At 43.2% G+C, this 25961-nt stretch carries 24 protein-coding genes and 1 pseudogene; 13 read left to right on the top strand and 12 right to left on the bottom strand.

Features of this window, described 5'->3' with window-relative positions; translation table 11 throughout:
- Positions 1-208 precede the first annotated feature (208 nt).
- Together NG798_RS09775 and NG798_RS09770 are read left to right on the top strand one after the other, a co-directional pair.
- On the top strand, positions 209-1255 hold the full coding sequence (locus NG798_RS09775; RefSeq protein ID WP_261222322.1) for a fatty acid desaturase: 1047 nt from the start codon (positions 209-211) through the stop codon (positions 1253-1255).
- Positions 1256-1482: 227 nt separating this feature from the next.
- Positions 1483-2013 carry a hypothetical protein gene (locus NG798_RS09770; protein ID WP_261222320.1) on the top strand — a complete coding sequence of 177 codons (531 nt, stop codon included), beginning with the start codon at positions 1483-1485 and terminating at the stop codon, positions 2011-2013.
- Between the two features lie 11 nt (positions 2014-2024).
- Here NG798_RS09770 and NG798_RS09765 read toward each other — a convergent pair whose 3' ends face one another.
- Positions 2025-4796 (bottom strand): NACHT domain-containing protein, encoded by a 2772-nt coding sequence (locus NG798_RS09765; RefSeq protein ID WP_261222318.1) that lies wholly within the window; start codon positions 4794-4796, stop codon positions 2025-2027.
- A gap of 415 nt (positions 4797-5211) precedes the next feature.
- On the opposite strand from NG798_RS09765, the gene NG798_RS09760 reads away from it, so the two are divergent.
- From NG798_RS09760 to NG798_RS09750, 3 genes are all read left to right on the top strand, one after another.
- Positions 5212-5367, top strand: coding sequence for a hypothetical protein (locus tag NG798_RS09760; protein ID WP_261222316.1), 156 nt, complete (start codon positions 5212-5214; stop codon positions 5365-5367).
- A 40-nt stretch (positions 5368-5407) separates the two neighbouring features.
- Positions 5408-5608: a hypothetical protein gene (locus NG798_RS09755; RefSeq protein WP_261222315.1), complete on the top strand. Its 201-nt coding sequence runs from the start codon at positions 5408-5410 to the stop codon at positions 5606-5608.
- 189 nt (positions 5609-5797) lie between these two features.
- Positions 5798-5998 carry a hypothetical protein gene (locus tag NG798_RS09750; RefSeq protein WP_261222313.1) on the top strand — a complete coding sequence of 67 codons (201 nt, stop codon included), beginning with the start codon at positions 5798-5800 and terminating at the stop codon, positions 5996-5998.
- 345 nt (positions 5999-6343) lie between these two features.
- Here the strand turns inward: NG798_RS09750 and NG798_RS09745 are convergent, their stop codons facing one another.
- Positions 6344-8797 (bottom strand): GAF domain-containing protein, encoded by a 2454-nt coding sequence (locus NG798_RS09745; RefSeq protein ID WP_261222311.1) that lies wholly within the window; start codon positions 8795-8797, stop codon positions 6344-6346.
- 860 nt (positions 8798-9657) lie between these two features.
- Here NG798_RS09745 and NG798_RS09740 point away from each other — a divergent pair.
- Positions 9658-10143: a thioesterase family protein gene (locus NG798_RS09740; protein ID WP_261222309.1), complete on the top strand. Its 486-nt coding sequence runs from the start codon at positions 9658-9660 to the stop codon at positions 10141-10143.
- A 412-nt stretch (positions 10144-10555) separates the two neighbouring features.
- A complete protein-coding gene (aroF, locus tag NG798_RS09735; protein WP_261222307.1) occupies positions 10556-11413 on the top strand; it encodes a 3-deoxy-7-phosphoheptulonate synthase in 858 nt (285 codons plus the stop codon).
- A gap of 78 nt (positions 11414-11491) precedes the next feature.
- Here the strand turns inward: aroF and NG798_RS09730 are convergent, their stop codons facing one another.
- The gene (locus NG798_RS09730; RefSeq protein WP_261222305.1) at positions 11492-12208 is read right to left on the bottom strand and encodes a Mut7-C ubiquitin/RNAse domain-containing protein; all 717 of its coding nucleotides are present in this window, start codon (positions 12206-12208) and stop codon (positions 11492-11494) included.
- A gap of 257 nt (positions 12209-12465) precedes the next feature.
- On the bottom strand, positions 12466-13557 hold the full coding sequence (gene aroB, locus NG798_RS09725) for a 3-dehydroquinate synthase (protein ID WP_261222302.1): 1092 nt from the start codon (positions 13555-13557) through the stop codon (positions 12466-12468).
- A 169-nt stretch (positions 13558-13726) separates the two neighbouring features.
- On the opposite strand from aroB, the gene NG798_RS09720 reads away from it, so the two are divergent.
- Positions 13727-13828: a cytochrome b6-f complex subunit PetL gene (locus tag NG798_RS09720; RefSeq protein ID WP_261222300.1), complete on the top strand. Its 102-nt coding sequence runs from the start codon at positions 13727-13729 to the stop codon at positions 13826-13828.
- 43 nt (positions 13829-13871) lie between these two features.
- Here the strand turns inward: NG798_RS09720 and NG798_RS09715 are convergent, their stop codons facing one another.
- Complete coding sequence (locus tag NG798_RS09715) at positions 13872-14333, bottom strand: GatB/YqeY domain-containing protein (protein ID WP_261222298.1); 462 nt, start codon at positions 14331-14333, stop codon at positions 13872-13874.
- Between the two features lie 400 nt (positions 14334-14733).
- On the opposite strand from NG798_RS09715, the gene NG798_RS09710 reads away from it, so the two are divergent.
- Positions 14734-15726 (top strand): ribose-phosphate pyrophosphokinase, encoded by a 993-nt coding sequence (locus NG798_RS09710; RefSeq protein ID WP_261222297.1) that lies wholly within the window; start codon positions 14734-14736, stop codon positions 15724-15726.
- A 109-nt stretch (positions 15727-15835) separates the two neighbouring features.
- Here NG798_RS09710 and NG798_RS09705 read toward each other — a convergent pair whose 3' ends face one another.
- Positions 15836-16915, bottom strand: coding sequence for a hypothetical protein (locus tag NG798_RS09705; protein WP_261222295.1), 1080 nt, complete (start codon positions 16913-16915; stop codon positions 15836-15838).
- A gap of 264 nt (positions 16916-17179) precedes the next feature.
- Between NG798_RS09705 and NG798_RS09700 the strand changes: the two genes are divergently transcribed.
- Entirely contained in the window at positions 17180-18073 is an 894-nt protein-coding gene (locus tag NG798_RS09700) for an alpha/beta fold hydrolase (RefSeq protein ID WP_261222292.1), read from the top strand.
- Positions 18074-18123: 50 nt separating this feature from the next.
- On the opposite strand, the gene NG798_RS09695 is transcribed toward NG798_RS09700, so the two are convergent.
- Positions 18124-18465 (bottom strand): ferredoxin, encoded by a 342-nt coding sequence (locus NG798_RS09695; protein ID WP_261222290.1) that lies wholly within the window; start codon positions 18463-18465, stop codon positions 18124-18126.
- 230 nt (positions 18466-18695) lie between these two features.
- On the opposite strand from NG798_RS09695, the gene NG798_RS09690 reads away from it, so the two are divergent.
- On the top strand, positions 18696-19160 hold the full coding sequence (locus NG798_RS09690) for a CBS domain-containing protein (RefSeq protein ID WP_261222288.1): 465 nt from the start codon (positions 18696-18698) through the stop codon (positions 19158-19160).
- A gap of 52 nt (positions 19161-19212) precedes the next feature.
- Complete coding sequence (nblB, locus tag NG798_RS09685; RefSeq protein ID WP_261222286.1) at positions 19213-19878, top strand: phycobilisome degradation protein NblB; 666 nt, start codon at positions 19213-19215, stop codon at positions 19876-19878.
- A gap of 36 nt (positions 19879-19914) precedes the next feature.
- On the opposite strand, the gene NG798_RS09680 is transcribed toward nblB, so the two are convergent.
- Positions 19915-20580, bottom strand: a complete 666-nt coding sequence (locus tag NG798_RS09680; RefSeq protein WP_263012941.1) for an ABC transporter ATP-binding protein — start codon at positions 20578-20580, stop codon at positions 19915-19917.
- Between the two features lie 238 nt (positions 20581-20818).
- On the opposite strand from NG798_RS09680, the gene NG798_RS09675 reads away from it, so the two are divergent.
- Complete coding sequence (locus tag NG798_RS09675) at positions 20819-21238, top strand: SH3 domain-containing protein (protein WP_261222284.1); 420 nt, start codon at positions 20819-20821, stop codon at positions 21236-21238.
- 164 nt (positions 21239-21402) lie between these two features.
- Here the strand turns inward: NG798_RS09675 and NG798_RS09670 are convergent, their stop codons facing one another.
- The 4 genes and pseudogenes from NG798_RS09670 to NG798_RS09655 all read right to left on the bottom strand — a co-directional run.
- Positions 21403-22620, bottom strand: coding sequence for an ABC transporter permease (locus tag NG798_RS09670; protein ID WP_261222283.1), 1218 nt, complete (start codon positions 22618-22620; stop codon positions 21403-21405).
- Positions 22621-22628: 8 nt separating this feature from the next.
- Complete coding sequence (locus NG798_RS09665; protein ID WP_261222281.1) at positions 22629-24185, bottom strand: efflux RND transporter periplasmic adaptor subunit; 1557 nt, start codon at positions 24183-24185, stop codon at positions 22629-22631.
- A 381-nt stretch (positions 24186-24566) separates the two neighbouring features.
- Positions 24567-25052, bottom strand: coding sequence for a MarR family transcriptional regulator (locus NG798_RS09660; RefSeq protein WP_261222279.1), 486 nt, complete (start codon positions 25050-25052; stop codon positions 24567-24569).
- Positions 25053-25475: 423 nt separating this feature from the next.
- A pseudogene (locus NG798_RS09655) lies at positions 25476-25961 on the bottom strand (hypothetical protein); the annotation flags it as partial.

Below are 25961 nucleotides of genomic sequence, written 5' to 3'. Positions count from 1 at the left end.
CCTCCATCGTCAATCGCCAGAGTGTGGTATAAATGGTGAAGTTTTGTAACCGGCAGCCGATTTTGGGCTTGCTTTGTTCAAAACGGGCTAAAACGCAAAGAAATTAGCTCAGTTGCCTTGTCTGCTGCGAATAATCTGGCCTCGCAGGGGTTTTAATCAAGACAACTGATGGACTCGTACCATTACCCAGGAGACTGTTAATCCGTTGATGACTGGCACGACTTTAAAACCTGAGACGCTCGCTCAAACCCGCACCGACTCAGACTTGAAATTAAAACATATTTTGAAGACTCTGCCGCGAGAGTGCTTTAAAAAAAATCAGCGGAAAGCTTGGAATGCCGTAGCCATTAATATTTTTTTGGTAGCCCTTGGCTATGTAGGTTTGTCTGTTGCACCTTGGTACTTTTTGCCGGTGCTTTGGATCTTCACCGGCACCGCATTAACTGGCTTTTTTGTTTTAGGACATGATTGTGGCCACCGCTCTTTTGCTAACCGCAAATGGGTAAATGATTTGGTTGGTCATTTCATGTTTTTGCCTTTAATTTATCCGTTTCATGGTTGGCGGCTTTTGCATAACCACCACCACAAACACACGAATAAACTTGAAGAGGATAACGCTTGGCAACCTTGGAAACAAGACGTTTTTGCCGCTTCTCCTATGGCTTTGCAAATCGTTTATCGAGTCATGCGGGGCCGGTTGTGGTGGTTATCTTCGATTATCCACTGGTTCATGCTGCATTTTAACTGGACGAAATTTCAAGGCAAACAGCGCGAACAAGTACGCTTTTCAGCTTTGTTTGTGATTGTTGGGGCAGCGATAGGTTTCCCCCTTTTAATTGCAACCACCGGCTTTTGGGGCTTTGTTAAATTTTGGTTTGTTCCTTGGTTAGTTTACCATTTTTGGATGAGTACGTTTACTTTGGTGCACCACACGGCACCGAATATTGCTTTTAAAGCACCGCAAGAATGGAATGAAGCTTTAGCACAACTGGCCGGCACTGTCCACTGTGATTATCCTCGGTGGGTTGAGGTTCTCTGCCATGATATTAACGTTCATATTCCTCACCATCTTTCAACGGCGATCCCTTTCTATAATTTACGGAAAGCCCACCAGATTATTAAAGAAAATTGGGGGGAATATATCAACGAATCTCGTTTTTCTTGGGAATTGATGAAAGAGATTACTGATGAATGTCATTTGTATGATCCTGTTGAAAATTACCGCTCTTTTAAAGATTTCTCCGCTGCGAAATAAAAGCTAATTGACAACACAATTTCCTAGCCCCTCCCTGTTGCCAAGGTGGGGCTTATTTTATGGCCACCGGCACCCGGATTTTTCTTGCGCTACTCTAGGCAAAAAACCCGCTAAATAGGCGGGAAACGGCGTTTTTGAGGGGGTGTGGAACCTGGCACTATAGCCGCTAGGCAGAGCCCACCCTACAATAGGTTTAGCCACAAAGCCCTCAATTTTAGGAGATCGCTATGAGAGAGCCGATTTTTGATCGCCGGCGTAGCAATAGCCCTGCACCGGCATCGGCATTAACAGCAGAACGCCTGAACTATCAAGGAAATTATAGTTGTCCGGTGTGCCGGTATGGAGAAATTTCTGCCTTGACGCTAATGGATGCCTTTGCCTGTAATTTTTGCCGACATATTTTTAGTGCCAATCTCGACAGACAAATCATTGAAATGGCCGATAGTTCGCAGTCGCTTAGTTGGTATTGGAATGGCAAAAACTGGCAAGGCGTACCGCGAAGTGGAGTTGATTTTGGCTGGGAAATTGTGGTTTTGGCATTGTGTTTTGTGGGGTTTCCTCCGGCAATTGTCGGGTTAGGTGCTTATCTATTTCCACCCTTACCCGGAAGTCCTTTATCGTGGTTTCCTTGGTTTTGGACAAGCTTAACTTTTGCCACCCATTTAGGATGTGTAGTGTGGTTAATTATCGAGTATTATCAATTTCCTGTTTTTGCATTTTTGCGGACTTGGGGGCAACATTTCTGGCGGCGCCGGTAAGCTTTCAGTTATTAATTCACCGGCAAAATTTTCAGCGTTTTATCCTGACTTCCGCCAATTAAATACCGGCCATCGGAACTAAAAACTATCGAAAAAATCCCCGCTTGTCCCAAAGGAATTGTTTTTAATAACTCGCCGGTGTAAAGCCGCCAAAGTTTAATAGTTTTATCCTTACTGCAACTCGCCAAAGTTTTACCATCGGGAGAAATTGCTAACGACCAAACCGGTGCCAAATGACCTCCTAAAAGATGAATTGCTGTTCCGGGTTCCCGCAACAAATCGCCTTTTGCCAACTGCCAAACTGTGATGGTTTGGTCATCGCTTGCACTGACTAAAAACTGGCCGTTGCCAGAAATAGCCAGACACCGAACATAACCAGCATGGCCTTCTAGGGTTAAGTAAGGCATTTCTTTTAAACCGCCATTGCTGTTAATTTCCCAAACATTTACCGTCGCATCATCACTTGCTGAAGCGAGATATTTTCCATCTGGAGTAAAGGCTAAACTGCGAATATAATCAGAATGCCCCGGATAACTATTTAATAACTGGCCGGTGGGCAGATACCAAATATTAATCACTTTATCATCGCCGCTGCTTGCTAATAACTGACCGTCGGGGCTAAATGCAACAGTTCTGACCCAATTGTTGTGACCATTGAGAGAAAATAAAACGGTACCTTGGGGAATGCTACCGACACCTCCCAAATGCCAAATTTTAATGGTTTTATCATTACTTCCACTTGCTAATAACTGCCCATCGGGAGAAATTGCCAGCGTCCGTACATAACCTAAATGACCGGCAAGAGTGCGAATTGGCTGAAGAGTTGAACCCCCCTCTTTTGCCACCATTTTCCACAGTTTAATTGTCCTGTCATCACTGCCACTAATCACCATTTGACCGTCTGGGGATATAGCCACAGCCTGAACATAATCAGAATGACCGGCCACCGTATTTGCAATTTGTGTAGAGGTTTTTCGCAAGACAATTTCTGCCAAAGGAGGCGCAGCAAAATTCGCTCTCACCATATCATGTACAAAACGATAACGGCCACCGGCCCGCTGTAGAAATCCCAGAGAATTTGCATAATTTAAAAACTGTGCATAATTCCAGGGAATATAGCCAAAAGCATATAAAATACCCCGTAAAATTAAATGTTGAATACAGGCAATACCCCCACAAGCCAACCCTGCCAAAATTCCAAAACCAAGACCGCCTAAACCACTCATTATCCCGCCAAAAATTCCCAAACTCAAGCCAAATGTTACCCCACTAATGAGGGTAAAAATTGCCGCCGTTGAGGCCGAGTGCCAGATGCCTTGATTGGGAACTGTTCGAGTTTTAATTTCGGGGTCATTTAAGCCTTGACTTAAGCCAAAAATGAGGCCGCCAATTAACCCCCCAACCAGCGCCCGGCTGATGCCAAAAGAAGCCTCGCTAAATTGCTGTAGAATTGTCGATAAAAATAAAGCAATTAATAAACCGCATCCTAAACCCAAAAGTAGCCCAAGGCTAACACCTTTTAGGGCTTTTTCCCAAGACCAGTTTATCGGTTCCGCCGGCTCAATTGTAAAACATAATCCTCCCAGCAAGGCAAAAAATAAACCGGCTAAAATTCCGGCTGCCGGCCCAAAACTCAAAGCTGAAGATAACGCCCCAATGGAACCCACAACCCACGCCACACCGAAGCGATAAAGCCAGCGGTGGAGAGGAACTGTTAGCCAGTGGGGTTGGATTTTTTCGATTAAGAATTCTTCTAAATATTGGCGTTTTAAGCACTGTGCTAACCAGCCTAGCCAGTGTTTTGTTTTTTCTGGGGTGGGAGGGGTGCCGGTGGGATAAAATTGTTGGGTTGGTTCTTGTTTGAGTTGGTAGCGAATAAAGGCATCAAGTAAATATCGACACCGTGACTCTGGCGAAGTTCGTCCTCGCCATTCATCCAGCCAAATTTCTTCAGCGGCTAAAATGATAATATTGAGAAATAAAGGAGTTTTGGCCCAATTTAATAAAAAAGGATCTTGTTGAAACTGTTGCCATAATTGCTGTAAACCCAAACTTGAGAGATAAGTTTGAATTTGCGTTTCATTTAAGGGTAAAAAATAAATAGCTGCGTTGAGAGAAAGTAGGGTTTTAGCGGCGGCATATTCTGTTAAACCGCAGCAAACTACTAAATGCTGGGGTTGGAAAGTTTCCAGATATTCGTTAATGGTTTGTAAGCAAGGTTTTTGTAGTTCGGTTTTCAGTTCGCTGAAACCATCTAGCAAAGGTATAAGTTGGCGATTTTTTAGCCATAAAGCGGTGGTTTCTGGTATTAAGCCGTATTTAATATAAATTTCATTAACAAGCCATTCAAAAAGCGTACAGTCGCCATGCCATGAACAAAGATTCAACGGCACCGGCACCGGCTGAGTGGTATCCTTTTCAGCGCGAAATGCCAGCGCAGAAGTTAATTCTAATAAACTGGTGGTTTTGCCGGCACCTGATGCGCCTAAAATAACTAATTTTCCTGCTACTGCCGGTAAGTCAAATAATTCGATCAGTTTTGTTTCTGGCAGTAATCGTTCGCTTGGTAAATTGCCGATTTTAACTTCCACATCCCAACTGCGGGTAGATTCACTATGATCTTGCAGCTTATTTTTTTGCCAAATTAGCCGGTGTAAAGATTGGTCGAGCCGGCTTTGCACCTCTTTTTGAACTTCCCAAAGAAGTTGATAGCGAGTTTGAACGTTCTGCCGTGCAAACTGAGGAGCGGAAAACTCTAGGATTTGTTGCATTCTTATTTTCATATTAATTTTTCCTAACCCACAGCAGAGAATCAAAAAAAGTTTAATCTGATTTGGGGCAAAAATGAAAGCGTTTTTCAATTTTTGCATCTAAAAGCTAAAACCTCAAATCAATTAAAATCGCCAATCTAAAATATGCCAACAATTTCAACGTTTCTGGGTATGGAAAATCGCGCCATCTAAAATCTAAAATCGATTTGTTCCACTTGAGTAGACTGTCTACTTTAGAAACTATGACACTTTAGAGGACGGTTGGCTAAAAGCTTTACTGAATATGGTTTTGAGGATAGCGCTTGCCCGCGATTAAAGAGCAACGGTTAGAGAAAAAAGCCAGTCAGCCAGAAGAAGTGCCACAAAATCTTAACTGCGCTTGGGCTTCCCTGTCTACAGTAAAAAGCATAGAGTTCAACACAAACCCATGATTCTTGAAGTTTGCCTCCCCAACCTGCTGATCAATCAATTATTCCAAGACAACACTGCCAAAAAACGCCAATTCTTTGTCACACCGGCATCTGTAGAAAGTTTATTGCACAAAGAACAGTTTATTGCCGAAGTAATAATGCGCCCCTGCTAAATTTTAGTAAAACTTTCTACCCTACAAAAAATTAAATCCTATGAATTCCGCAAAAAATGGCAAAATGGATGTCATTATCAGCGATTTAGAAATGTTGATTGCTGAAATCGAAAAAAATCCTCAGCTTTCGCGTTGGGTGATGCGAATGACAATTAAAGCTATTCAAGATAAAGCCGAAAAAATCGCTATCGAAACGGCGCAACAAGCAGCCCACCAAAAACAACTGGCGTTAAGAAACTAAAACACTGGCATGGGGCGTGTTATGGTTGTTTGTGATCAGTATCACGTCTGCGTCGAGATTCAATCACAATTTTTCACCGATTTGGATCTCTCAAAAGCAACAAAATTATCACAAGCCGTCAGGGAATTAAATCACAGAAGATTGGCAAAAATTAGGCGATATTAAAGTTGTCGAGTTCAAGCCACCCAAATGTCTGCACAAGTTGCTTTATCCCCAGTGCCAGTTGCCGAATTGTTTGGTGAAGCGTGGAATTATCGCTATCTAACATTAAATCAGCGTTTAGCACTGCAAAATCTACTGTTAAACTTGTCTGTGAATCCAGAAGATCGAGATGCAATTGATCGGCTGCTTCATGCAGTGCGACGGGGATGGCTCAAAATTGTTGATTAATTAGGGATTGTTTTTGGGTGGATGTTCTCAGCGTCAATTTCTATATTTATAAATTGAAAAAGTATTAAAAATGTCAGTTTGGAGGCAGAAAAAACAGTTGGCTTAAACTCCTAAAAAAAAGCGATTCAACTTTGTGGTTTTGAACTAAAGTGATACTAAAGAAAAGCTGCTCTTGGGAAGTGCAGCTTTTTTATTGATTCTAAAAACCCGATTTTGTTAAGGAACCGGGCTTTAATACCAATTCTTTAAAATAGAGCAACAGATTTAAAACCTGAAATCCAGACTTCATCTGAATTTTAAATTTTGAATTTTAAATTTTGAATTTTGAATTGGTATAATCTCCCCTTAAATTTCTGTAAGTTTCCAAACACCATCCCATTCTGCCGGCGGCGGCGAATTTAACCAATGTTGACAGCGTTCAAGTTGAATCGCGGCGGGAATATCCCAGCTAGAAATTTCTAAAACCTTGCTAAATTGCTCAGCCGCCTGGGAAAATTCCCTATTTCGATAATAGGAACGCCCTTGAGAATAGTATTCAATGACTTGCACTTTTTCTTCCGGCAATTCTTCAGAACGCAAAGCTACAAGCTGGTAAATTGCCACCGGCTCATCTTTTCCTTTGACACGAATGCTATCCAATTCTCGCGCCCAAACTCGCTCAGCACAAAGCCGATAAGTGCTGTCGCTAATAATAATATCACAGCCGTATTGTTTGCTCGCTTTTTCTAAATAAAACCCCACATTCAGACTATCACCAACCGAAGTTAATTCTAAACGCCCAGATGTGCTTAAATTGCCGAGGAAAAAGCTATCAGAATTAATGCCAATTCCCATCCGCAGAGCTTGTTTACCTTCTTCAACGCGGTGAACATTTAATTCAAAGAGTCGCTGACGCATTTCTATCGCCGTTTGCACAGCACTCCAAGCGTGATCTCGTTGCGCTACCGGCAAACCAAAGGTTGCCATAATAGCATCCCCAACATATTTATCAATCGTGCCTTTATATTTAATAACGGCTTCGCTCATCGAGTTAAAATACTCTTTGAGAAGTTCGCCAACTTCCACATCTTCCAGGCTTTCAAGAAGCGGCGTAAAACTTCGCATTCCTGAATAGAGAACCGTAATTTCTTTGCGTTCACCGGTTATGTTAACTTTCCCGCCTTTTGGCAGTTCTTTTTTGCTTTTAGGCTCTCCCTCAGAAGCAATGGATTCATCCGCTGCAAAGACTTCTTCCAAAACTATCAAAACCCCGCTTTTTTTGTCTGGTTCTTCCCCCATTGCCTGCACCATTACATTAACTTTTCGGGCTTTTTTATCCGCAGTAACTAAAAGTTTTTCCCGGTAAGTTTGGGGCCGATTTTCTTCTCCAACGGCGGTAACTGCTGTGTTTAAATATGCCGATAAATCCCCCTCTTCAATTTCCAGCAAATCCGTAAGAGCGCGTCCTTCCAGCCAGTCCGCATCGCTCAATCCCATTAACTCTTTAGCTTTGGGATTAATTGCCCTAATATGGCCTGTTAAATTTGTGGCAATAACTCCCCAAGCGAAACTACGAATTATATCATTTTTAAGCTGTTCTTGATAATTAAAATCAGCGAAGTTTTTGGCATTTTCTAAGACAATTCCAGCTTGTAAATTTAACGCTTCAATCACTTCTCGATCTGCCGAACTAAAACTAGCTTTCCATGCTTCAGGAGCCTGTGGCCAACTGTCAGGATCGTAGGGCGGAAAATTGCCCAAACGCAGCTTATTAACTAAATGTGTTACCCCAACTAACTCACCTTTTAAATTAAAAATTGGCAAACACAATAAACTGCAAGTCCGGTATCCTGTTTGTTGGTCGGCTTGTTTAGCGGCTTCACTATCTGGATGATCATAAAAATCAAAACCCATCTCCATAGGCTCACCGGTTTGCGCCACCCGACCGGCAAAACCGGCGCCCATTGGTATGCGAATTTCTTGAAAAGTGCCGGCCAGAGAAATTTTTGTCCACAAATCATTTTTTTCGCGGTCAACGATCCAAACCATACTACGGTCAGAATTCGCCAATTTTTTCGCTTCTCTCATCACGCTTTGCAGCGTTTCATCAAAATCAAAACTTCTTTCGCTAATTTTCCTAATGGCCGGTAACAACAACAACAGCTTATTATTTTCAGTGCTTGCTTTCTCCCCACCCAAGATAATCGTTTCACCCTTTCTCGTCGCCATCAATTCCGAAAAACTCCCCTCCTCCGCTAAAATCTCCGCTTGTTGGCTGTTTTTTCCTAGGACATTATTTTGCAGAGAAAAATTTCCCAGAGATTTTTCCATAACCGGCACCAACAGCGGCAAGAATTCAGTTAATAAACTTTCATCGTCTTTCGTAAAACCCCCTAGGTCTATTCTTGGAAACAAAGACTCAGAAAACTCGCTTTTATTAAGCTTATTAACCACTTCCACAATTCCCAAAATTATCCCTTGGGAGTTAAACACCGGCACAGCCAATAACGTATAAGTTCGATAGCCAGTTTTTGCGTCTTCTTCTTTAGCCAATTTTGAGCGAGGATCATCATAAAAATCAAAGCCAATCTTCACAGGCTTTTTCAACTTTATCACCTCATCAAACACCCCACCAACCGCCCTTAAATTTTCTTGATGTCCCTCTTTTTGCCAACTTGGAGAAATTGAGACAAGCTGATAATTTAGCGCATCTAATAAAAAAATATTGGCGCGATCTGCTCCTAACAATTGGGCAGTTTTTAAGCTGGCGTGATGCCACAATTCATAAAGAATGGCATCAAAATCAAAGGCTTTCGCCATAGTTCCTCCTGTGTCTGAGTTAGCGGTGGGGGTTGCTTGAGATTTTTAACTCGACTGTTTCCCTGGTATGCAGATCGAGGCTTGTCACACATAATTTAACAAAAAGGTTACTCTGCCGGTCTTTCCTGCCAGAGCATTTCGGAAAACAGATCATAGAGAGCAAAATCTTCAAACCCTTTCCAGTCAAAGACTTTTCTCCCCTAAAATCTAAAATGCTAGAATTTCCCTGTTTAGGAAAAATCCTGTATTCTGCACCCCTTCAGCCGTGCCAACAATTTCTGGTCACTAGCTTAACTTTTGCGCTCATTTTGCTAATTTTTCTGCTTTTGGCTCTTGGTGGCCGTCAAAGCACCCTTTCTTAAAACCTTGAGGCGTAGAACTCTTCACCCTTAAAAACTATTCTACGGTTCTAAATTGATTTTTATACCCCAAAAAAACAAAAACAATGCCCTTACAGATACAAAAACGTTTTTTTCCACCCGCCCTTGTCTGTGTAGTAGCCGGTGAAAGCATCCTGATCTATAAAAAGGCCGGCTCAACTTGATTACGCTACTATGGCAGAGACACCCTAGCCGTAGCCTTCTTATACTTTACTCTCAGCTTATTTTATACCGGCTCATCTGCCATCCGCCTCAGCATCTCCTACAACCATCGCCTTATTGATTGAACTTGCTCAACTCTTCCACCTCACCCCCAAACGCCACCCCTAAACCGCATCAAAAAAATCTCCTCAAAATTGGAACAGTTAAAAATGCTCTCCCCCGCCGGCTCGGTACACCTACAAATTAGCATCTTCACCAAAAATGCTAAACTTCATTAAATATACCGCATCTTCTTTGCCCCCAAACCTTTAAAAAATAATGCAAAAATTCACTACCCAAATCCGAGTTCGTCACTACGAAATGGACACCCTCGGCCATGTTAATAATGCCATTTATCAACATTACTTAGAACACGCCGCCATCGAACATTTAGAACACCTCGGTTTCACCCTAGAGCGCTACCAGCAAATGGGCGGAGTCTTTGTCATGCGGCGCATTGAAATCGATTATCTACGTCCCGCCGGCGCCAGCGACACGCTTTTAATAACTACTTGGCTCGAAAAAATGCGCGGCCCGCGAGCAATTCGCCGCTATGAAATTCGCAAACAAAACGAAGAACAACTCTTAGTTACTGCCGAGGCTTTATGGGTATGGGTAGACCTCAAAACCATGCGCCCCAAACCCATCCCTAATCCCTTAATAGACTTATTTGATCAATTGCAACAAACCACCCCAGAACCCAATCTTTTAGAAGAATTGGCTCACTCGCTCCCCCCAAAATCAACAAATTTCCCCACCCCTTGACACCCCGAAAACCTTATGCTAGGGTCGAAGAGATAAAGGATTTAAAAAACAAAAAAACCGCAAATGTCCAACAGCACTTATTCATTTTATTTTTGGTGGTTTACGCAGGTTCACTTGGCGTGACACCTTCAATGGTGCTGGAAACCCAAGTGAACCGCAGACAAAAGGCTGCGGTTTTTTTTATGCCTACCCAAAACACTCTCAACCAACTCTTAAACAGATGACAACCCAAACCCGATTTTTTAGCTTTTATTTTTTTTGGCGCAGACACAGTTCTGGGTAGGTAGCCTCATGTCGTTTGACACCTGAACCCGGAACTGTAAAAAGTTCTGGGTTTTTTTTTAGGCCAAGCCCTACCAACCAACCCCAACAACAAAACAACAAACCCTACTTTTTAGGAAAAAACAAAGTCATGTTAACTGCAAAACTCGCTGCTAAAACTCACGCCGAACACCAAACGATCCTCAAAGTCTCCCAAACTGCCAGCATTGGGGGTGAGGATTTATTGATCATTGGTGGCCCTTGTACCGTAGAAAGCTTACACCAAATGGAACAAGTCGCCAACCACCTCGCCCACACATCAGTACAAGTTTTGCGAGGCGGCGTCTACAAACCCCGCACCTCCCCTTACGCTTTCCAAGGCATGGGAGATGCGGGGTTAAATATTTTATCGACTATTACCCGGCACCATAACATCCCCACTGTCACGGAAGTAATGAGCATTGGCCAAATTGAAGGCATTGTCGAACACGCTGCTATGCTACAAATTGGCAGCCGCAATATGCAAAATTTCGATTTACTTAAAGCTGTGGGAAGTGCCGGTAAACCGGTTATTTTGAAACGGGGTTTAGCTGCAACCATTGAAGAATTCGTTATGGCTGCTGAATATATCCTTGCTCATGGCAACTCAGAGGTTATTTTATGTGAGCGTGGTATTCGCAGTTTCGATAATTACACCAGAAATGTACTTGATTTAGGGGCTGTGGTGGCGCTTAAACAAATTACTCATTTGCCGGTGATTGTTGATCCTTCTCATGCTGCGGGTAAACGCGAGTTAGTTAGTGCTTTGGCAAAAGCTGCGGTGGCTGCCGGTGCTGATGGCATTATGGTAGAGTGTCACCCTGAACCAGAAAAGTCTGTTTCTGATGCCAGACAGGCGCTTTCTTTAGAAGAAATGGCCGAATTAGTTGAGAGTTTGCGTCCCATTGCTGCTGCTGTTGGCCGTCGGGTGCCGGTGGCGGAAATGAACCGGCAGTTAGCTGTTGCTTAAATCACTTTACCTGCTTGCTGAGCTTATGCTACAGCGACACCAGAAAATTGTTTGATGCGTTGGGTTAAATAAAATCCTTTAACCCAACTCCTTATCTACCAAATCAGTAATAAATTTTTGCATTTTTTCATAATGGCTTCCCTTCCAAAAAATCTGGCTGCAAGACGGACACCGAGAAAAAGTATCATAACGTTCTCTTGCCTTTGGCGGAATTAAATCAATCACCTTTTCTTTAGCCACCGGCTCTAAATTAGTATTGCAATTTATACACAGTCGGAACGGCTGAATTTTATCCATAAAATTAAACCGCCGCAAGACTTCTTCTAACTGCTTTTGGGGGTTAGTTTCCCGAACATAATACCCATAAACCACAATTGAGCGTTTAAATAAACCGCGATCACGGCTCAATAAAATTCGTTCTTCCCGACTGGAAATTTCTGCCAATTCGTCATCATCAGCATGATTGCGGTAAAGGGTATCAAACCCCAACATCCGCAAAAAATTTGCCAATTTTCCTAAATGCACATCCAGCACAAATTTTTCTGGATATTCTTTGCTTCCGGGTACCGCAGGATAAATACTGCACTTTTCTCCACCGGCAATAATATAACTCAAATCCACTTCTTCCCCATTAACCACAATTTTATCAACTTCGGTATGGGGAATACCCAAAGCTTCTATAGTATCCTTAATACCCGCTTTACTTGCCAAATCATAAGCTATCTCGCCATGACGTTGATAGCGAGGCAAAAAATCATTTAACTCATCATAAAACCGAAAATAAACATTTGTCATTATTTTATCTTTTCCCTAAAAAATCTAAATTATCTGGCTATTTTTATACCCTTAAAAAAATTCCTAAACCCAAGCTTTTAACAAAATAGATATCTTCTGTTGAGGCAACATAAGCTGCTTTACACAATGGCGGGCAAGATGCCCGCCCCACTGGTGGAGCGGGCATCTTGCCTGCTTTATATCTGTATAATAAGCGAAGAGGGCGGGTTTATCAAGGCTTCCGGGTGCAATAAATTAACGAGAACCCGCCCCTACTGCTACATACTTTTTAAAACCTTAAAAATCAACTCCGCCGGCACCTGATCAGTAATCGTTACTACACCGATAGAAGTAGGCAAAATAAACCGGACTTTTCCATCCTTTACCTTTTTATCTGTTTGCAAACTATCGACAATTTCATCTAAATTCAAACCCCCCGGTAACTTACTAGGCAAACCGGCTTTTTCAATTAAAGCTAATTGCCGATTATTACTTTCTTCATCCCACATTTGCAATTCTACGGCTAAATTTCCAGCCGCCACCATGCCAATTGCCACCGCTTCACCATGATTCACAACAGTGTAGCCGGTTAAACTTTCCACCGCATGACCAATCGTATGACCGTAATTTAAAATTGCTCTTAAACCTGATTCTTTTTCATCTTTGCTTACCACATCTGCCTTACTTTGGCAAGAAGCCGTGATAATTTTTTCAATTAATTCTGGAGAAATAACATCAATTTCATCAAGACGGGGACTTGCTTCTAAAGCTTCAAAAAGCGGCTTATCCCAAATCACACCATATTTAATAACTTCTGCCATACCGGCCCGAAATTCTCTAACCGGCAAAGTTTTGAGAACCTCGGAATCAATAAATACTAATTTAGGCTGATGAAAAGCCCCAATTAAATTTTTTCCTTTGGGATGATTGACGCCGGTTTTGCCGCCAATAGACGCATCAACCATTGCTAATAAAGTTGTCGGAACTTGTACAACTCCAATCCCGCGTAGCCAAGTCGCCGCCGCAAACCCAGTCATATCGCCAATTACACCGCCGCCGAGGGCTACCATTGTCGAGGATCTTTCAAGCCGGTGTTCTAAAGCCGCATCATAAATAGTTTGCAATGTTTGGGGAGTTTTGTATTCTTCTCCTGCCGGTAAAATACAACTTCTGACATCAAACCCCGCCGCCGTCAAAGAAGCTAATGCACGATTTCCATAATGTTCAAAAATAACAGGGTTGGAAACAAGTAAAACTTTTTTGCCACATTTAAGAGATTGCATTCGCGTGCCCAGTTCATCTAAGCTACCCGATGCAATCACGATTTCATAAGCATTTTGCGGTAAATTGACACAAATTGTAGAAGCCATAAAAAGGTTTTAGATTTTAGATTTTAGATTTTCAAGATTTTAGGGCGATCTGTAGCGTTGATTTTTCCAATGGTCTAATTTTGCCAAGTTTTTAAATAAACGCACACCGGCTGTATTGTAACCCAGTCCATGTTTCAATAGTGTTATGAGTTTTTATGGAGATTTGTAAATGTCTGTTCCAGCGGTTTTAAGTTACGCTCTGTTCTTCGGCGGTGCTGTGGTTCTCGCTGCCGGTCTAATGTTTGGTTTCCGAGCCATCAAACTGATTTAATGTGGTAGGGTGGGCTCTGCCCACCTTTCACTATGGCCAAAGTTTACGCGCCAAGTTTGGCTTTAACGAGTTCTTGGACTTTTTTGCCATCGGCTTTGCCTTTTAGCTGCTGCATAGCCGCGCCCATAACTTTGCCCATATCTTTTGCAGTAGTCGCCCCGACTTTGGCAATAATTTCCTCGATCACAGCCGCAACTTCCTGATCCGAGAGTTGTTTGGGCAGGTATTCTTCAATAATGGCCAATTCTTGCGCTTCCGTGTCGGCTAAGTCGTCCCGTTTAGCTTGGCGGTATTGTTCAATAGAATCGCGGCGCTGTTTGGCAAGCTGGATCAAAACTTCCAGTTCTTCTTCTTCGGTGAGTTCGGCTTTGCCTGCCGGACGGACGGAGGTTTCTTTTTCAAGGATCACTTTTTTGATGCTGCGGACTGTTTCGAGGCGAATTTTATCTTTTGCTTTCATTGCGGCTTTGATGTCTTCGCCGATTTTTTCTTTGAGGCTGCTCATGGGAAGTGCGTTTGTTTGTGTTGTTGAGAAAAAACTGCGTTAGCTTAATTTGCATTATTTTCTCATTTTAAAAGGATTTTTTTAGATTTACCAAATTATGCTCTTTTGTGCGAGAACGGTGGAGCGATGGCTGAGTGTGGGCCGGTCGAAACACCGGCAGAGCGACTCTTTACAAGCTTCCGACCAGATGTAGAAGCCAGCCGGTTCAAAAAAACCAGAAAATATTTTCAGAGAAGGGCCAACCAAAATTTTCTTGGCAAAAGTAAACGTTAACTCAAGGTTTTTGAAGTTTGTTAAACTCCTGCTCGGCATTTTTAGAAAAGATCCGTGAAATCATCATCAATATTTTGAAGCAGAAATGATAATATTGCGATGAAAGAACGTGCTGCGAGGGTCTGCTGTGATCCATTCTGCTACTTTAACTCTTCAGTCAGCTACACCGGCACCTGCTGACCATAGCCGGCTGCGACTGTTCTCTGGGTCCGCTAATCTTCCCCTTGCTCAGGAAGTGTCACGCTACCTGGGAATAGACTTAGGGCCAATGGTACGCAAACGGTTTGCGGATGGAGAACTCTACATACAAATACAAGAATCTATTCGCGGATGTGATGTTTATCTAATCCAGCCATCTTGCCACCCCGTCAATGACAACCTCATGGAGTTGTTGATTATGATCGATGCCTGCCGGCGGGCATCGGCAAGGCAAATTACGGCAGTGATCCCCTACTATGGTTATGCCAGAGCGGATCGCAAAACAGCCGGACGAGAATCAATTACCGCCAAGCTGGTGGCCAACTTAATCACCGAAGCTGGAGCCAATCGTATTTTGGCAATGGATTTGCACTCAGCGCAAATTCAAGGTTATTTTGATATTCCTTTCGATCATGTGTACGGTTCGCCGGTTTTGTTGGAATATCTCGCCAGCAAGCGCCTGCCCGATCTTGTGGTGGTTTCGCCAGATGTAGGCGGTGTGGCAAGAGCCAGAGCCTTTGCCAAAAAGTTAAATGATGCGCCTTTGGCCATTATTGATAAGCGCCGCCAAGCTCATAATGTGGCGGAAGTATTCAATGTCATTGGCGATGTCAAGGGTAAAACCGCTGTTTTAGTTGATGACATGATTGATACCGCCGGCACAATGGCAGAAGGTGCGCGTCTGTTGCGCCGAGAAGGTGCGCGTCAAGTGTATGCTTGCGCCACTCATGCAGTATTTTCACCACCAGCCATTGAACGGCTTTCTAGTGGTGTATTTGAAGAAGTCATTGTCACTAATACCATTCCGGTGCCAGAAGACAGACGCTTTAAGCAATTAACTTTGCTTTCGGTTGCAAACGTACTGGGTGAGACAATTTGGCGGGTTCACGAAGACAGTTCTGTTAGCAGTATGTTTCGATAGCCGATTACAAACCCTAGCAACTAAAACTTTTAAAACTTTCCAGGTAAAAGGATATCCGCCTTTTACCTTTTTTTTGTTTTTGTTTTTTTCCTTCGCTAACCGCCAATTTCTAATCACCTTTGGGAAAAATTTTCACAACTTTTAAGCCTTCTTGAAAATGATAAATCACTGTCATCACCGCCACCAAAAAATAAAACAGACGAATTCCCCAGCCAGAAATTGAAAACAAAGCAGCAATTTTTTGGGGTTCAATTTTTGAAAAATTGCTAAATCTTGAAGCTACCCTCAAATTAGGATTGCGGATTTCTTTCATTTCAACTTGTTTAACCGGCAGCACCGGATAAGACGCCGTGTGAAGATAAAACCCCAAAAAACCAGGACTTCCTACCCGACTTTGTAAAAAAGAACTGGTAATTTTTTCGGCTTGCGGATAAGTAACCCTTTCCACATCAGCCACTTGATTTACCCAGTCATTGTATTTGACAACATCTGATAAAACCACCAGCACTGGCAAACTCAGAATTACCAAAATTGCCCCTGCATAAATTCCTGATTTTTTTGGCAATAAACCGGCAGCCACTCCCAAACCCATGCCGAGAATTGCAAAAACTAAAACATTCAAAACTTCAACAACTTGAATACCTTGCAAAATATCGCCAAGAATTGAAATATTGTAAATCCGCGATTCAGCAATCAACAAAGCCCCCATTTTGATAATAAATCCCAACCACACTAAAACCGCAAAAATAACCGCGTAGGCAAGGAATTTTAAGGCTAATAAAGTTCCTTTAAGGAAGGGATTCAACGGTTGGGATTCGACGGGCTTATCGAGGTTTTTTGGCGATTTTTTTGCCTGAGTCGGTACGGGTGGTGGAGTTTTTGATGCCGGCACTTTGGCATTTAGGTCAAAGCTGGTGCGCCAGGCCGGTGTGGAACTGCCAGCCGTATGTGCTTGCACCACCACCCGCTCCACAGAAGCGGGTTTTAAACTTCCCACGCCCTGGCGAATAAAATTTACCAAAAACGACTGATCCGGCGGTGTTTGCGATTCGGCGATTACCATCAAGCAGTTATTTTTGAGCCCTACTTTAACCGTAATACCTTTCGGTTGTAGAGATTGATTCATTAAAACTTTAATGGCCTGCGGGTTGCCAAGTTTTGCAAGGTCGAAAGTTTTCTGCTGTGCCATCTTTGATTATTGCTACACTTCATAGTTGCTGGAACGATCAAATTTGCTTTGATGTGCAGGGATTGGTTGCATAGCGAAACTCCTCAAACTTTCGCAGGTCGGTGGTTGGACAAAATATATCTGGAAATTTTATCTCATTCTTTGCTTTTAAGGTTTCTCTCTAGGGGGCTGTCGCTGGGAAACCGAGAAACACCGCCGGCCTGTAGAGTTAAAAAAGCTTTATAATTGTTTACAAAACTTCAGTAAAATTATTGCCTTTTAACCATGCAAGCAACCCTTACCGCACCCACTATCCCCGGAGAATATTGGAAATGGCGAGGACAGTCTATCTATTATGTCCACACCGGCAACACTTCGAGCCCCCTGCCTCCTTTGCTGCTTGTACACGGTTTTGGCGCATCCACCGACCACTGGCGGAAAAATTTAGCCGGTTTGGCTGACCAGTTTGATGTATGGGCCATCGACTTGCTGGGTTTTGGACGTTCCGCAAAACCAGATTGGCAATATAGCGGTGATTTGTGGCGCGACCAATTACATGATTTTATTACTCAAATCATCCAAAAACCTGTTGTCTTGGCCGGCAATTCATTAGGAGGTTATGTTTCTTTATGTGTGGCTGCACAGCGACCGGAATCTGCTACTGGTTTAGTTTTGCTCAATAGTGCCGGCCCCTTTACTTCTACAAAACCGGCCCCCGAACCTAACCCAGCGCGAAAATTTTTTAAACAAGGAATTCAAGCAGTAATGTTGCAAGAGTGGTTTAGTTTTTTTCTCTTCAATTACACTCGCCAAAAATCGGTAATTCGCAAAACCTTAGAAAAGGTTTATTTAGATAAATCGGCGGTGACAGATCAATTGGTTGAAGATATCTATCGCCCTTCTTGTGATCCAGGTGCTCTTAAGGTTTTTGGCTCAGTTTTTAAGTCTCCCCAAGGGGAAAAGATAGATGTTTTATTGGCTAAGCTAAAGTGTCCTTTGTTGATGTTGTGGGGGGAGGCTGATCCGTGGATGAATAGTCGAGAAAGAGCGGCTCTATTTCGGGATTATTATCCCCAACTTACCGAGCATTTTTTGCGGGCTGGGCACTGTCCCCATGATGAGGTTCCTGGCGAAGTTAATGAGTTGATTCGCTCTTGGGTTTTGTCTTTTGCTGGATGATTTTTTCTCCAAGCGAGGACAATAGGGCCGGGTTTGGAGGGGTTCTTTTGTTAATAGGAAATTCGCTGGTGTATTCGGGGGTGTAGTTTGTTTTGCACCGGCTCTCCTTCGATGAGATGCTGTTGAACAATTTGGGGAATATCTGGGGGGAGGACTCGGTAATACCAGATTTCGTCCGGGGTAACGCGAACCGTTGGCCCGGTACTGCATTGTCCCATACAGCCGCTGGCGGTGATTGTAACTCCGGGGATGTTTTGGTTTTGAAATTGTTTGAGGACTTCTGCGGAGCCGTTTCTTTGGCAGGATGTGTGCTGACAAACCATTACACAGCGTTCTTGTGGCTGTTCTTGTGGCTGTTTTTGTGGCTGTTCTTGTGGCTGTGTCTGTGCCATTGCTCCCCGATTTTGTAAGAATTCTTTACATATTTGATATTAACGTCTGTGACAAATAATGATATGTGCTGAGGCTGACTATTGAGGGGGTAATTTTTAATTTCAATCTTGACCAACGCACCGAGGGGCAAAAACCCCGCTTTATTTAAGAAACCCGGTTTTTTGCCTTTGTCCTGTTCAAATTTCGTTTTAAAATTAGCTAGATTGTTTTTAATGTTACAAACTTGTTTATGCCTAAAACTGTGGCCGAAGTTATGCAGCCTAACCCGATTGTGGTGCGGCCTGAGACTCCTCTCCAAGAAGCAATTCAGATTTTAGCAGAGCGGCGAATTAGTGGTTTGCCGGTGGTTGATGAGTCTGGCAAAGTGGTAGGGGTGATTTCCGAGGGTGATTTGATGTGGCGGGCTACGGGAGCGACTCCACCAGCTTATATTATGTTGCTCGATAGTGTGATTTATTTAGAAAATCCAGCCCGTTATGAAGAGGAACTTCACAAGGCTTTAGGCCAAACGGTGGGGGAGGTGATGAGTAAAAATCCCATTTCTATTTCCCCCGATAAATCTTTGTCTGATGCGGCTCGCTTGTTACACGAACGCCAAATTCACCGGCTTTTGGTTCAAGATTCTGCGGGTAAATTGGTAGGGATTATTACGCGGGGTGATGTGGTAAGAGCAATGGCTGCTGCTGAAGAGTAGGGTTGTTTTTCAATGATCAATTAGCAAATTTTGGTTAGGAATTAACAATAAAATGAGTATCACTCCTGAGTCTGTTAGAGAGCTTTTAAGTTCGGAGGATTTGGGCGAACGCCTGAAATCAGTTAATTTGTTTCGTCAACTTGATCCGCCTGTTGCTTTTGAGTTGGCTCAAGTTGCGGCGGCTGATCAAAATGCTCGTGTGCGTTATGCTGCGGTTAGTCAGTTGGCTTCTTTGGGAAATCAAGATTTACAGCTTGCTTATGATTTGTTGCGAGATCGTTTGTTGAATGATCCTGAGCCTGATGTGCAAGCTGCTGCTGCTGATTCTTTGGCTGGTTTGCATTTACAAGATGCTTTTGATGATCTCGCTCAGGTTTATGAAAGTTCTGGGGAATGGTTGGTTCGTTTTAGTATTGTGGCGGCGTTGGGTGAGTTGGGGAATGTTCGGGCTTTTGATTTGTTAACAAATGCTTTGAATTCCAAGGAGGATTTGTTAAAAATGGCGGCGATTAGTTCTTTGGGTGAGTTGGGTGATTCGCGGGCTACACCTTTGCTTGTTGGGTTTGTTAATCATCCTGATTGGCAGTTTCGTCACCGTCTTGCTCAGGCTTTGCATCGTTTGGGCGGTAGTGAGGCTGTTGGGGCTTTGGAAATTTTGGCAAAGGATGATGTTGAGCAGGTTGCTACGGAGGCAAAAATAGGTTTATCTGTTTCGTAATTGGGTTTCTGTGGGCTAAAAGCCCACCCTACTTTTTTAAAAAATCGCATGACCTAATTCTTCTGGTTTTAAATGTGAGTGGACAATTTCACCATCTTTAAACCATACCACCCGGCGCGTACAGCGAGCAACATCTGGTTCATGCGTCACCATAACAATTGTAATTCCGCTGGCGTTTAATTCGGAAAAAATATCAATGACTTCTTGGGTGGTTTTGGAGTCTAGGGCTCCTGTGGGTTCATCTGCTAATAATACAACCGGCTGATTGACAATTGCACGGGCAATTGCTACCCGTTGTTGTTGTCCTCCTGAAAGTTGATTTGGCTTATTATTTAAACGATTTTCTAAGCCTACCCGAATCAATGCTTCCCTAGCACGCTCTTTGCGTTCTTTATTGGGAATTCCGGCATATACCATTGGCAACATAACATTTTCTAGGGCTGTTAATTGCGCTAATAAATGAAATTGCTGGAAAACAAATCCTAGCTTGATATTACGAATAGTAGCTAAATCTGATTCTGGCAATGCCGCTACATCTAACTCATCTAAATAGTAACGTCCGGTGGTGGGCCGGTCAAGACAGCCGATAATATTCATAGCTGAAGATTTTCCAGAACCAGAGGCACCCATAATTGAGCAATATTCGCCCTCTTCAATTGTCAGGCTAACACCATTGAGCGCCCGCACTTCTGTATTGCCCATACCATAAACTTTAGAGACATTTTCAAGCTGGACAATAATTTTTTTTGTGGTTGCTACATTCGTTGTTTTTTCCTGGCTGAGAGACGTTGAATTTTGAGAGTACATAGTAAAAGTTTGGCGGATTCCCAAAAGTTTTGAGAGAATAATAGAAAAAGCTTAAGTAAAGGCTAAATCTGAGTTGATTATAACCTTGGCTAGGGCTGAGTGACAATTTAAGCGTGAGCAGAGATTTTAAATTATGTTTTCTTCTATTTTTCCTGTGAGTGTTGCTTTTTTAATTTCTAGTACGCCTGTGCCTTTTGAAAATACGCAGTTGCCAATTCCTGATCAAAGGGGAGATTATCAATCAATCCAAAAAATTACTCACGATGGGAAGCCGGTACAAGGAGCGCGGGGAGAGCACCGATATTGGCGAGTTATGACTGTTGGTTTAAATTGTCGTAACGCCCCTGGCACTAATAATAAAATTATCCGCCAATTTGCTAAAAATGATGTTCTTCAAGCGGGGAGTTTTGGGCGTGGCGGTTCGGATGAAGTGATTGTTATTCAAAAAGATAAGGCCGGTAAACCTTGGCTGAGAGTTGTGATTAAAGGGGGGCAGTGTTTTGTGAGGGCTAATTCTAAATTTATTAACCCGGCTGTCCCCCCACCGTACTAAAAATTATCCAACATTTTTAGGGCAGGTTTATCGAGTTTTTCTGTTGGTAACATGAATTAACAAAAACCGACACTTGCTCACCTTTGGCTACCAACAAATAACGCTGATAAATTTTAACCCAACTGATAAATATTGATAATTGGTATTCAATTATTGCGCGCTTTTTACGCACTTCGGAGAGCAACAATCGGGTCAAGTTTAGCAGCTTGACGGGCAGGAACCACCCCAAAAAACAAGCCAATTCCGCCAGAAATACCCGTTGCAAATACAATCGCCGTTAAAGAAATTCCCCCCTTCAAAGGCGTCACAGCCCCAACTAAAACAATTCCTCCAACGCCGATCAATGTACCAATTAAACCGCCAGCAGCAGACAAAATCACCGCCTCGATCATAAACTGAATTAAAATATCCTGCGGCGAAGCACCAATTGCCTTACGCAAGCCAATTTCTTTAGTACGTTCCGTGACAGAAACCAGCATAATATTCATAATGCCAATCCCCCCCACAAACAAAGAAATCGCCGCCGTCGCCGCCAAAAGTAACGTCAAAGCGCCGGTAATATTCCCCAAAATATTCAACAAATCCTTTTGATTGCGAACCGTAAAATCATCCTCATCGACAATTTTATGACGTAACCTCAGTAAATTTTCAATTTGAAACTGTGCCTTATTCATGCTTTCTCCTTCCTTCACAGACACAGAAATAAACGTTACCTGAAGTCCATAAGGAGAAGTCCGCCCCACAATTCTGTTAGCCATTGTTGTCAGCGGCACATAAACATTCATATCCTGATTGTCGCCAAAACTAGAACCTTTTGGCTGCATCACTCCAATCACTTGAAAGCTGGTATTTTTAACCCGAATATACTCTCCAAGAGGATCTTTACCTTCAAATAATTTATCTGCCAATTCTGACCCCAACGCCACCACATTTTCTTGTCTTTGCAGATCCAAATTATTTAAAAACCGGCCTTTCGCCACATCAAAACTCCGCACTGTCAAAAATGCCGGCGTTGTTCCTACCACAGAAGCAGAAGCATTTTTGTTGCGATAACTAATCACTTCACTGCCATTTAATGAAGGTGCAACTTCAGCCACCGAGGGCACTTGTTCGGCTATTGCCTCGGCATCAGCTAAAACTAAATTTTGCGGCGGATAAACCGGCCGGCTTTGTGCTTCTGGACTCCCCGGAATCACAAACAACAAATTCGGCCCCAAAGAATTCACCTGATCACTAACAAATTTTTGAGCACCTTCGCCAATTCCCACCATCGCAATTACCGAGGCATTACCAATAATAATCCCCAGCATTGTTAAACTGCTACGAAGTTTATTTGCCAGCAAAGTTGTGCCGGCCATCTTAACGCTTTCTATGATATCCATTGGCTTACTTATTTCGTGGTTTTTACGATATCTTCTAACTTTTTACCTTCGGGCAATTCCAAAAATACGCGCTCTCCAGGTTGCACGCCTTCAATAATTTGAATTTGATTGCCTATTGTCGTGCCCGTAACGACTGGTTGAAACTTCGGCTGATTTTTCTCATCAGGAATTAACACCCCAGTTTGCCCTTTATTCGTAACAATGGCAACCGTAGGAACCACCATAGCATTATTAATTTCTGCGCCTAAAAACTGCAAATCGGCATTCATTCCTGATTGCAATTTATCTTTGCCGGTGTTAATTTCTATCCGCACTTGAAATAGCGTTACATCCCGCTCTTTCACCGCTTCTGGGGCAATCAATCTCACCTTGCCTTTAAAAACTTCCCCAGGATACGCATCTGCCACAATTTCTACTGTTTGACCGGCTTTAATTTGGCTAATATCGGCTTCTGGTACTTTTGCCAAAACTTCCAAATCTTTCGCCAGCGCCACGATTGAAGTTGAGGTTGCCGAAGACGCATCCGACGCGGAAGTGGCCGGTGTCACAAATGACCCTTCTATGGCATATCTTTGAGTAATAATTCCCGCAAAAGCTGCGCGAACTTTTGTATCCTCTAGTTGCACTTCATAGTATCGTACTTGCGCCTCGGCTTCTGCAACTTCTGCTTTTGCTTGGGCAATTTCTTCGGGTCGAGAGCCGTTTTGCAATTCATCTAAATTGCTTTGGGCTTCGGCAACAGTTGCCTGGGCTTTAGCAAGTTCTTCAGGACGCGAACCGTTTTGCACTTTTTCTAACCGGCGTCGCGCTTCTTCTACACCGGCCTGCAATTGTTCTAAACTTGCTTGAGCTCTTGTTTGTTCATCAATTGTTCTATCTAATTCTTGACCGGCCAGTGCTCCTTCTGCAACCAAAGGTCTTGTCCGTCTGACGTTATTTGATGCCAAATTTAACCGCGATCTGGCTTCGTCTACCTGCGCTTGTGCCCTCGTAACAGCGGCTTGCGCTTCGGCAATTTCTTCAGTGCGGCTGCCGGCCTGCACTTGTTCTAAACTCGCTTGAGCTTGATCCAGCCGCGCCTGCGCTTGAGTAATATCTTCTCTGCGGTTGCCGGCTAGTTGTTTAGCTAGTCTGGCTTTGGCGCTTTCCAGCCTTGCTTGCGCTTGCAAAAGTTGCGCTTCTATATCCGCACTTTCCATTTTGGCAATCACTTGGCCAGCTTGCACACGGTCGCCTTGTTCCACATACAATTCCTCCAACCGGCCTGAGTTTTTTGGACTCAAGTTGACTCGCTGCACCGGCTGCACGCTTCCAGAGGCGCTGATCCTCACCGTAACCTGTTTGGCTTCCACCGGCACCGTTAGGGTTGTAATATCCGCTTTAGGAGCAGTATTTTTCACCGCCACCAAACCGGCCCCGCCTGTCCCCACGATTCCCGCCGCCACCAGTCCCAACAGCCAGGGATTGATTTTTTTCTTTTCTTTTAGCTTAATTGTCCCCTTTGCCGGTGGCTGTTGCGGCTGTTCTGGGGATGATGATTTTTCAGGGGATGTTTTGAGTTGCATATCGATTTTTTGAGTTGCTTGGAGGACAAAAGCCGGGATCTTTTGGTAGATTTTTTGGCCGCAGCAAGTTTGATATTTTTTGCCTTCAAACTTGTTTACTAGATAGGAGGCGGCTATGGTTTTTTGGGGATTGGATATCCATCAACTTCTAATAAAAAAAGTTTGACTTTCAACGCCGTTCCCTTGATTTAATTTTATTGTAACCAAATATAAATATTCCTTTGTCAAAATTAAATTCTTCCTGCTGCCAATCATCCATCCTCTCCTACTCCTCTATACACTACAATCTCCTCAATCCCTGCAACATCATGCAAAAGACTGACCTGATTGGGTGATTTTTTAGGGCAATCAAAGTTAAACTTTTATCGAGCCTATTTATCTTTAATGGCTGATATCGTGTTTTTGTTCTGTTTCCCACCGCTCAATCAGCAAGGGAAATTGTCGCTCAAAAAATCTGTGAAAGTCGTGCATTTCTTGCAACCGTGTCCGCCGTTCTGGTTCTTGATTTTCTAAGATTTTTAGCCCCCTTCCTGCAAGTTCCCGAATTGCTGTAATTTGGCCCATTCTTTGTTTAAGAAGTGCCGGCCACGCACCCAATTTTATGCAAAAAAAATCCCGCCGGTCGCCCGGTAAGCTGACTCGCTCTACTAATCCACCTTGGATCAACAGTCTTGTCATTGTGCTAATAGACCCTTTGCTGGCTTGCAAAACTTCGGCTAGTTGGCCGGTTGATTGATGCGGCGGGTTAGAAATCAGCAGCCATCCTAAAATCCTGCCGGCCATCCTCGGCAGCCCCATTAGCTCGAACAGCACGCCGACTTCTTCAATAAACCGCTTTTCTTCAAATTCCCGCTCCTCTTTTTCCACGCTTGCCTTTTTTAGCTCTCAGTGGTTTCTTTTAGGATATCACATTTTAAACGTTTAGTAATTACTGAACGATATGGTTAAAAGCTATTTATCAAAGTTTAATTGTCAAGATTCTATTGTCAGTTAGTTTATGGAAATCGTCATTAGTCAAAAGTCTGCGGTTATTGGAAGCTGGCAAAGTTTGGCAAAGTAAGGAAAAAAATAAAAACTTATTCAATAATGAAGTGAATAATTACAACAGATCATTACTCTTTTTAAAAAAGTAAGGACGAGCATCACACAACATTTCACAATCAAAAAGTTAAGCTCACTTGTCAAAAGTGCCTGACTCCTTATCCTGTTAGCTGCAACGAAGCATCGCCCTAGTTAAATGATTATTCTGTTTGCAGAAATGTCTGGCTTTTACGTCCTCCTAACTCTTCATTATTTAGATTTGCGTGTTTTTTTGGTAGTTGTTGTTTTTGTAGACTTTTTGGTGGTTTTGCTCGGTTGAATGCCTTTGCTTTTGGCCGATGTCTTTGTGCTTTTCGGCGTGGCTTCCACCGGCACGTTTTCGGAAACAGCCTCTCCCACTTCTACTACTTCTGCTGGCAATTCTGAAGCTGTTGCTTCTATTGATTTTGCTTCTGCGGGTTCTTCTGCTTTCGTTTCCACCGGCACAACTTCAGCCGGTTCTTCTGCTTTAGCTTCGGTTGTATCGGGTTCAACAGAAATAACTTCAGCAGGTTCTTCTGCTTTAGCTTCGGTTGTCTCAGGCTCAACAGAAATAACTTCAGCCGGTTCTTCTGCTTTAGCTTCGGTTGTATCGGGTTCAACAGAAATAACTTCAGCCGGTTCTTCTGCTTTAGCTTCGGTTGTCTCAGGCTCAACAGAAATAACTTCAGCCGGTTCTTCTGCTTTAGCTTCGGT

It is taken from the genome of Ancylothrix sp. D3o, from assembly GCF_025370775.1.
In the GTDB taxonomy this organism is placed as follows: Bacteria; Cyanobacteriota; Cyanobacteriia; order Cyanobacteriales; family Oscillatoriaceae; genus Ancylothrix.
Note: the sequence above shows the minus strand (reverse complement) of the source record. Positions and strands in the feature narration are given on the sequence as shown.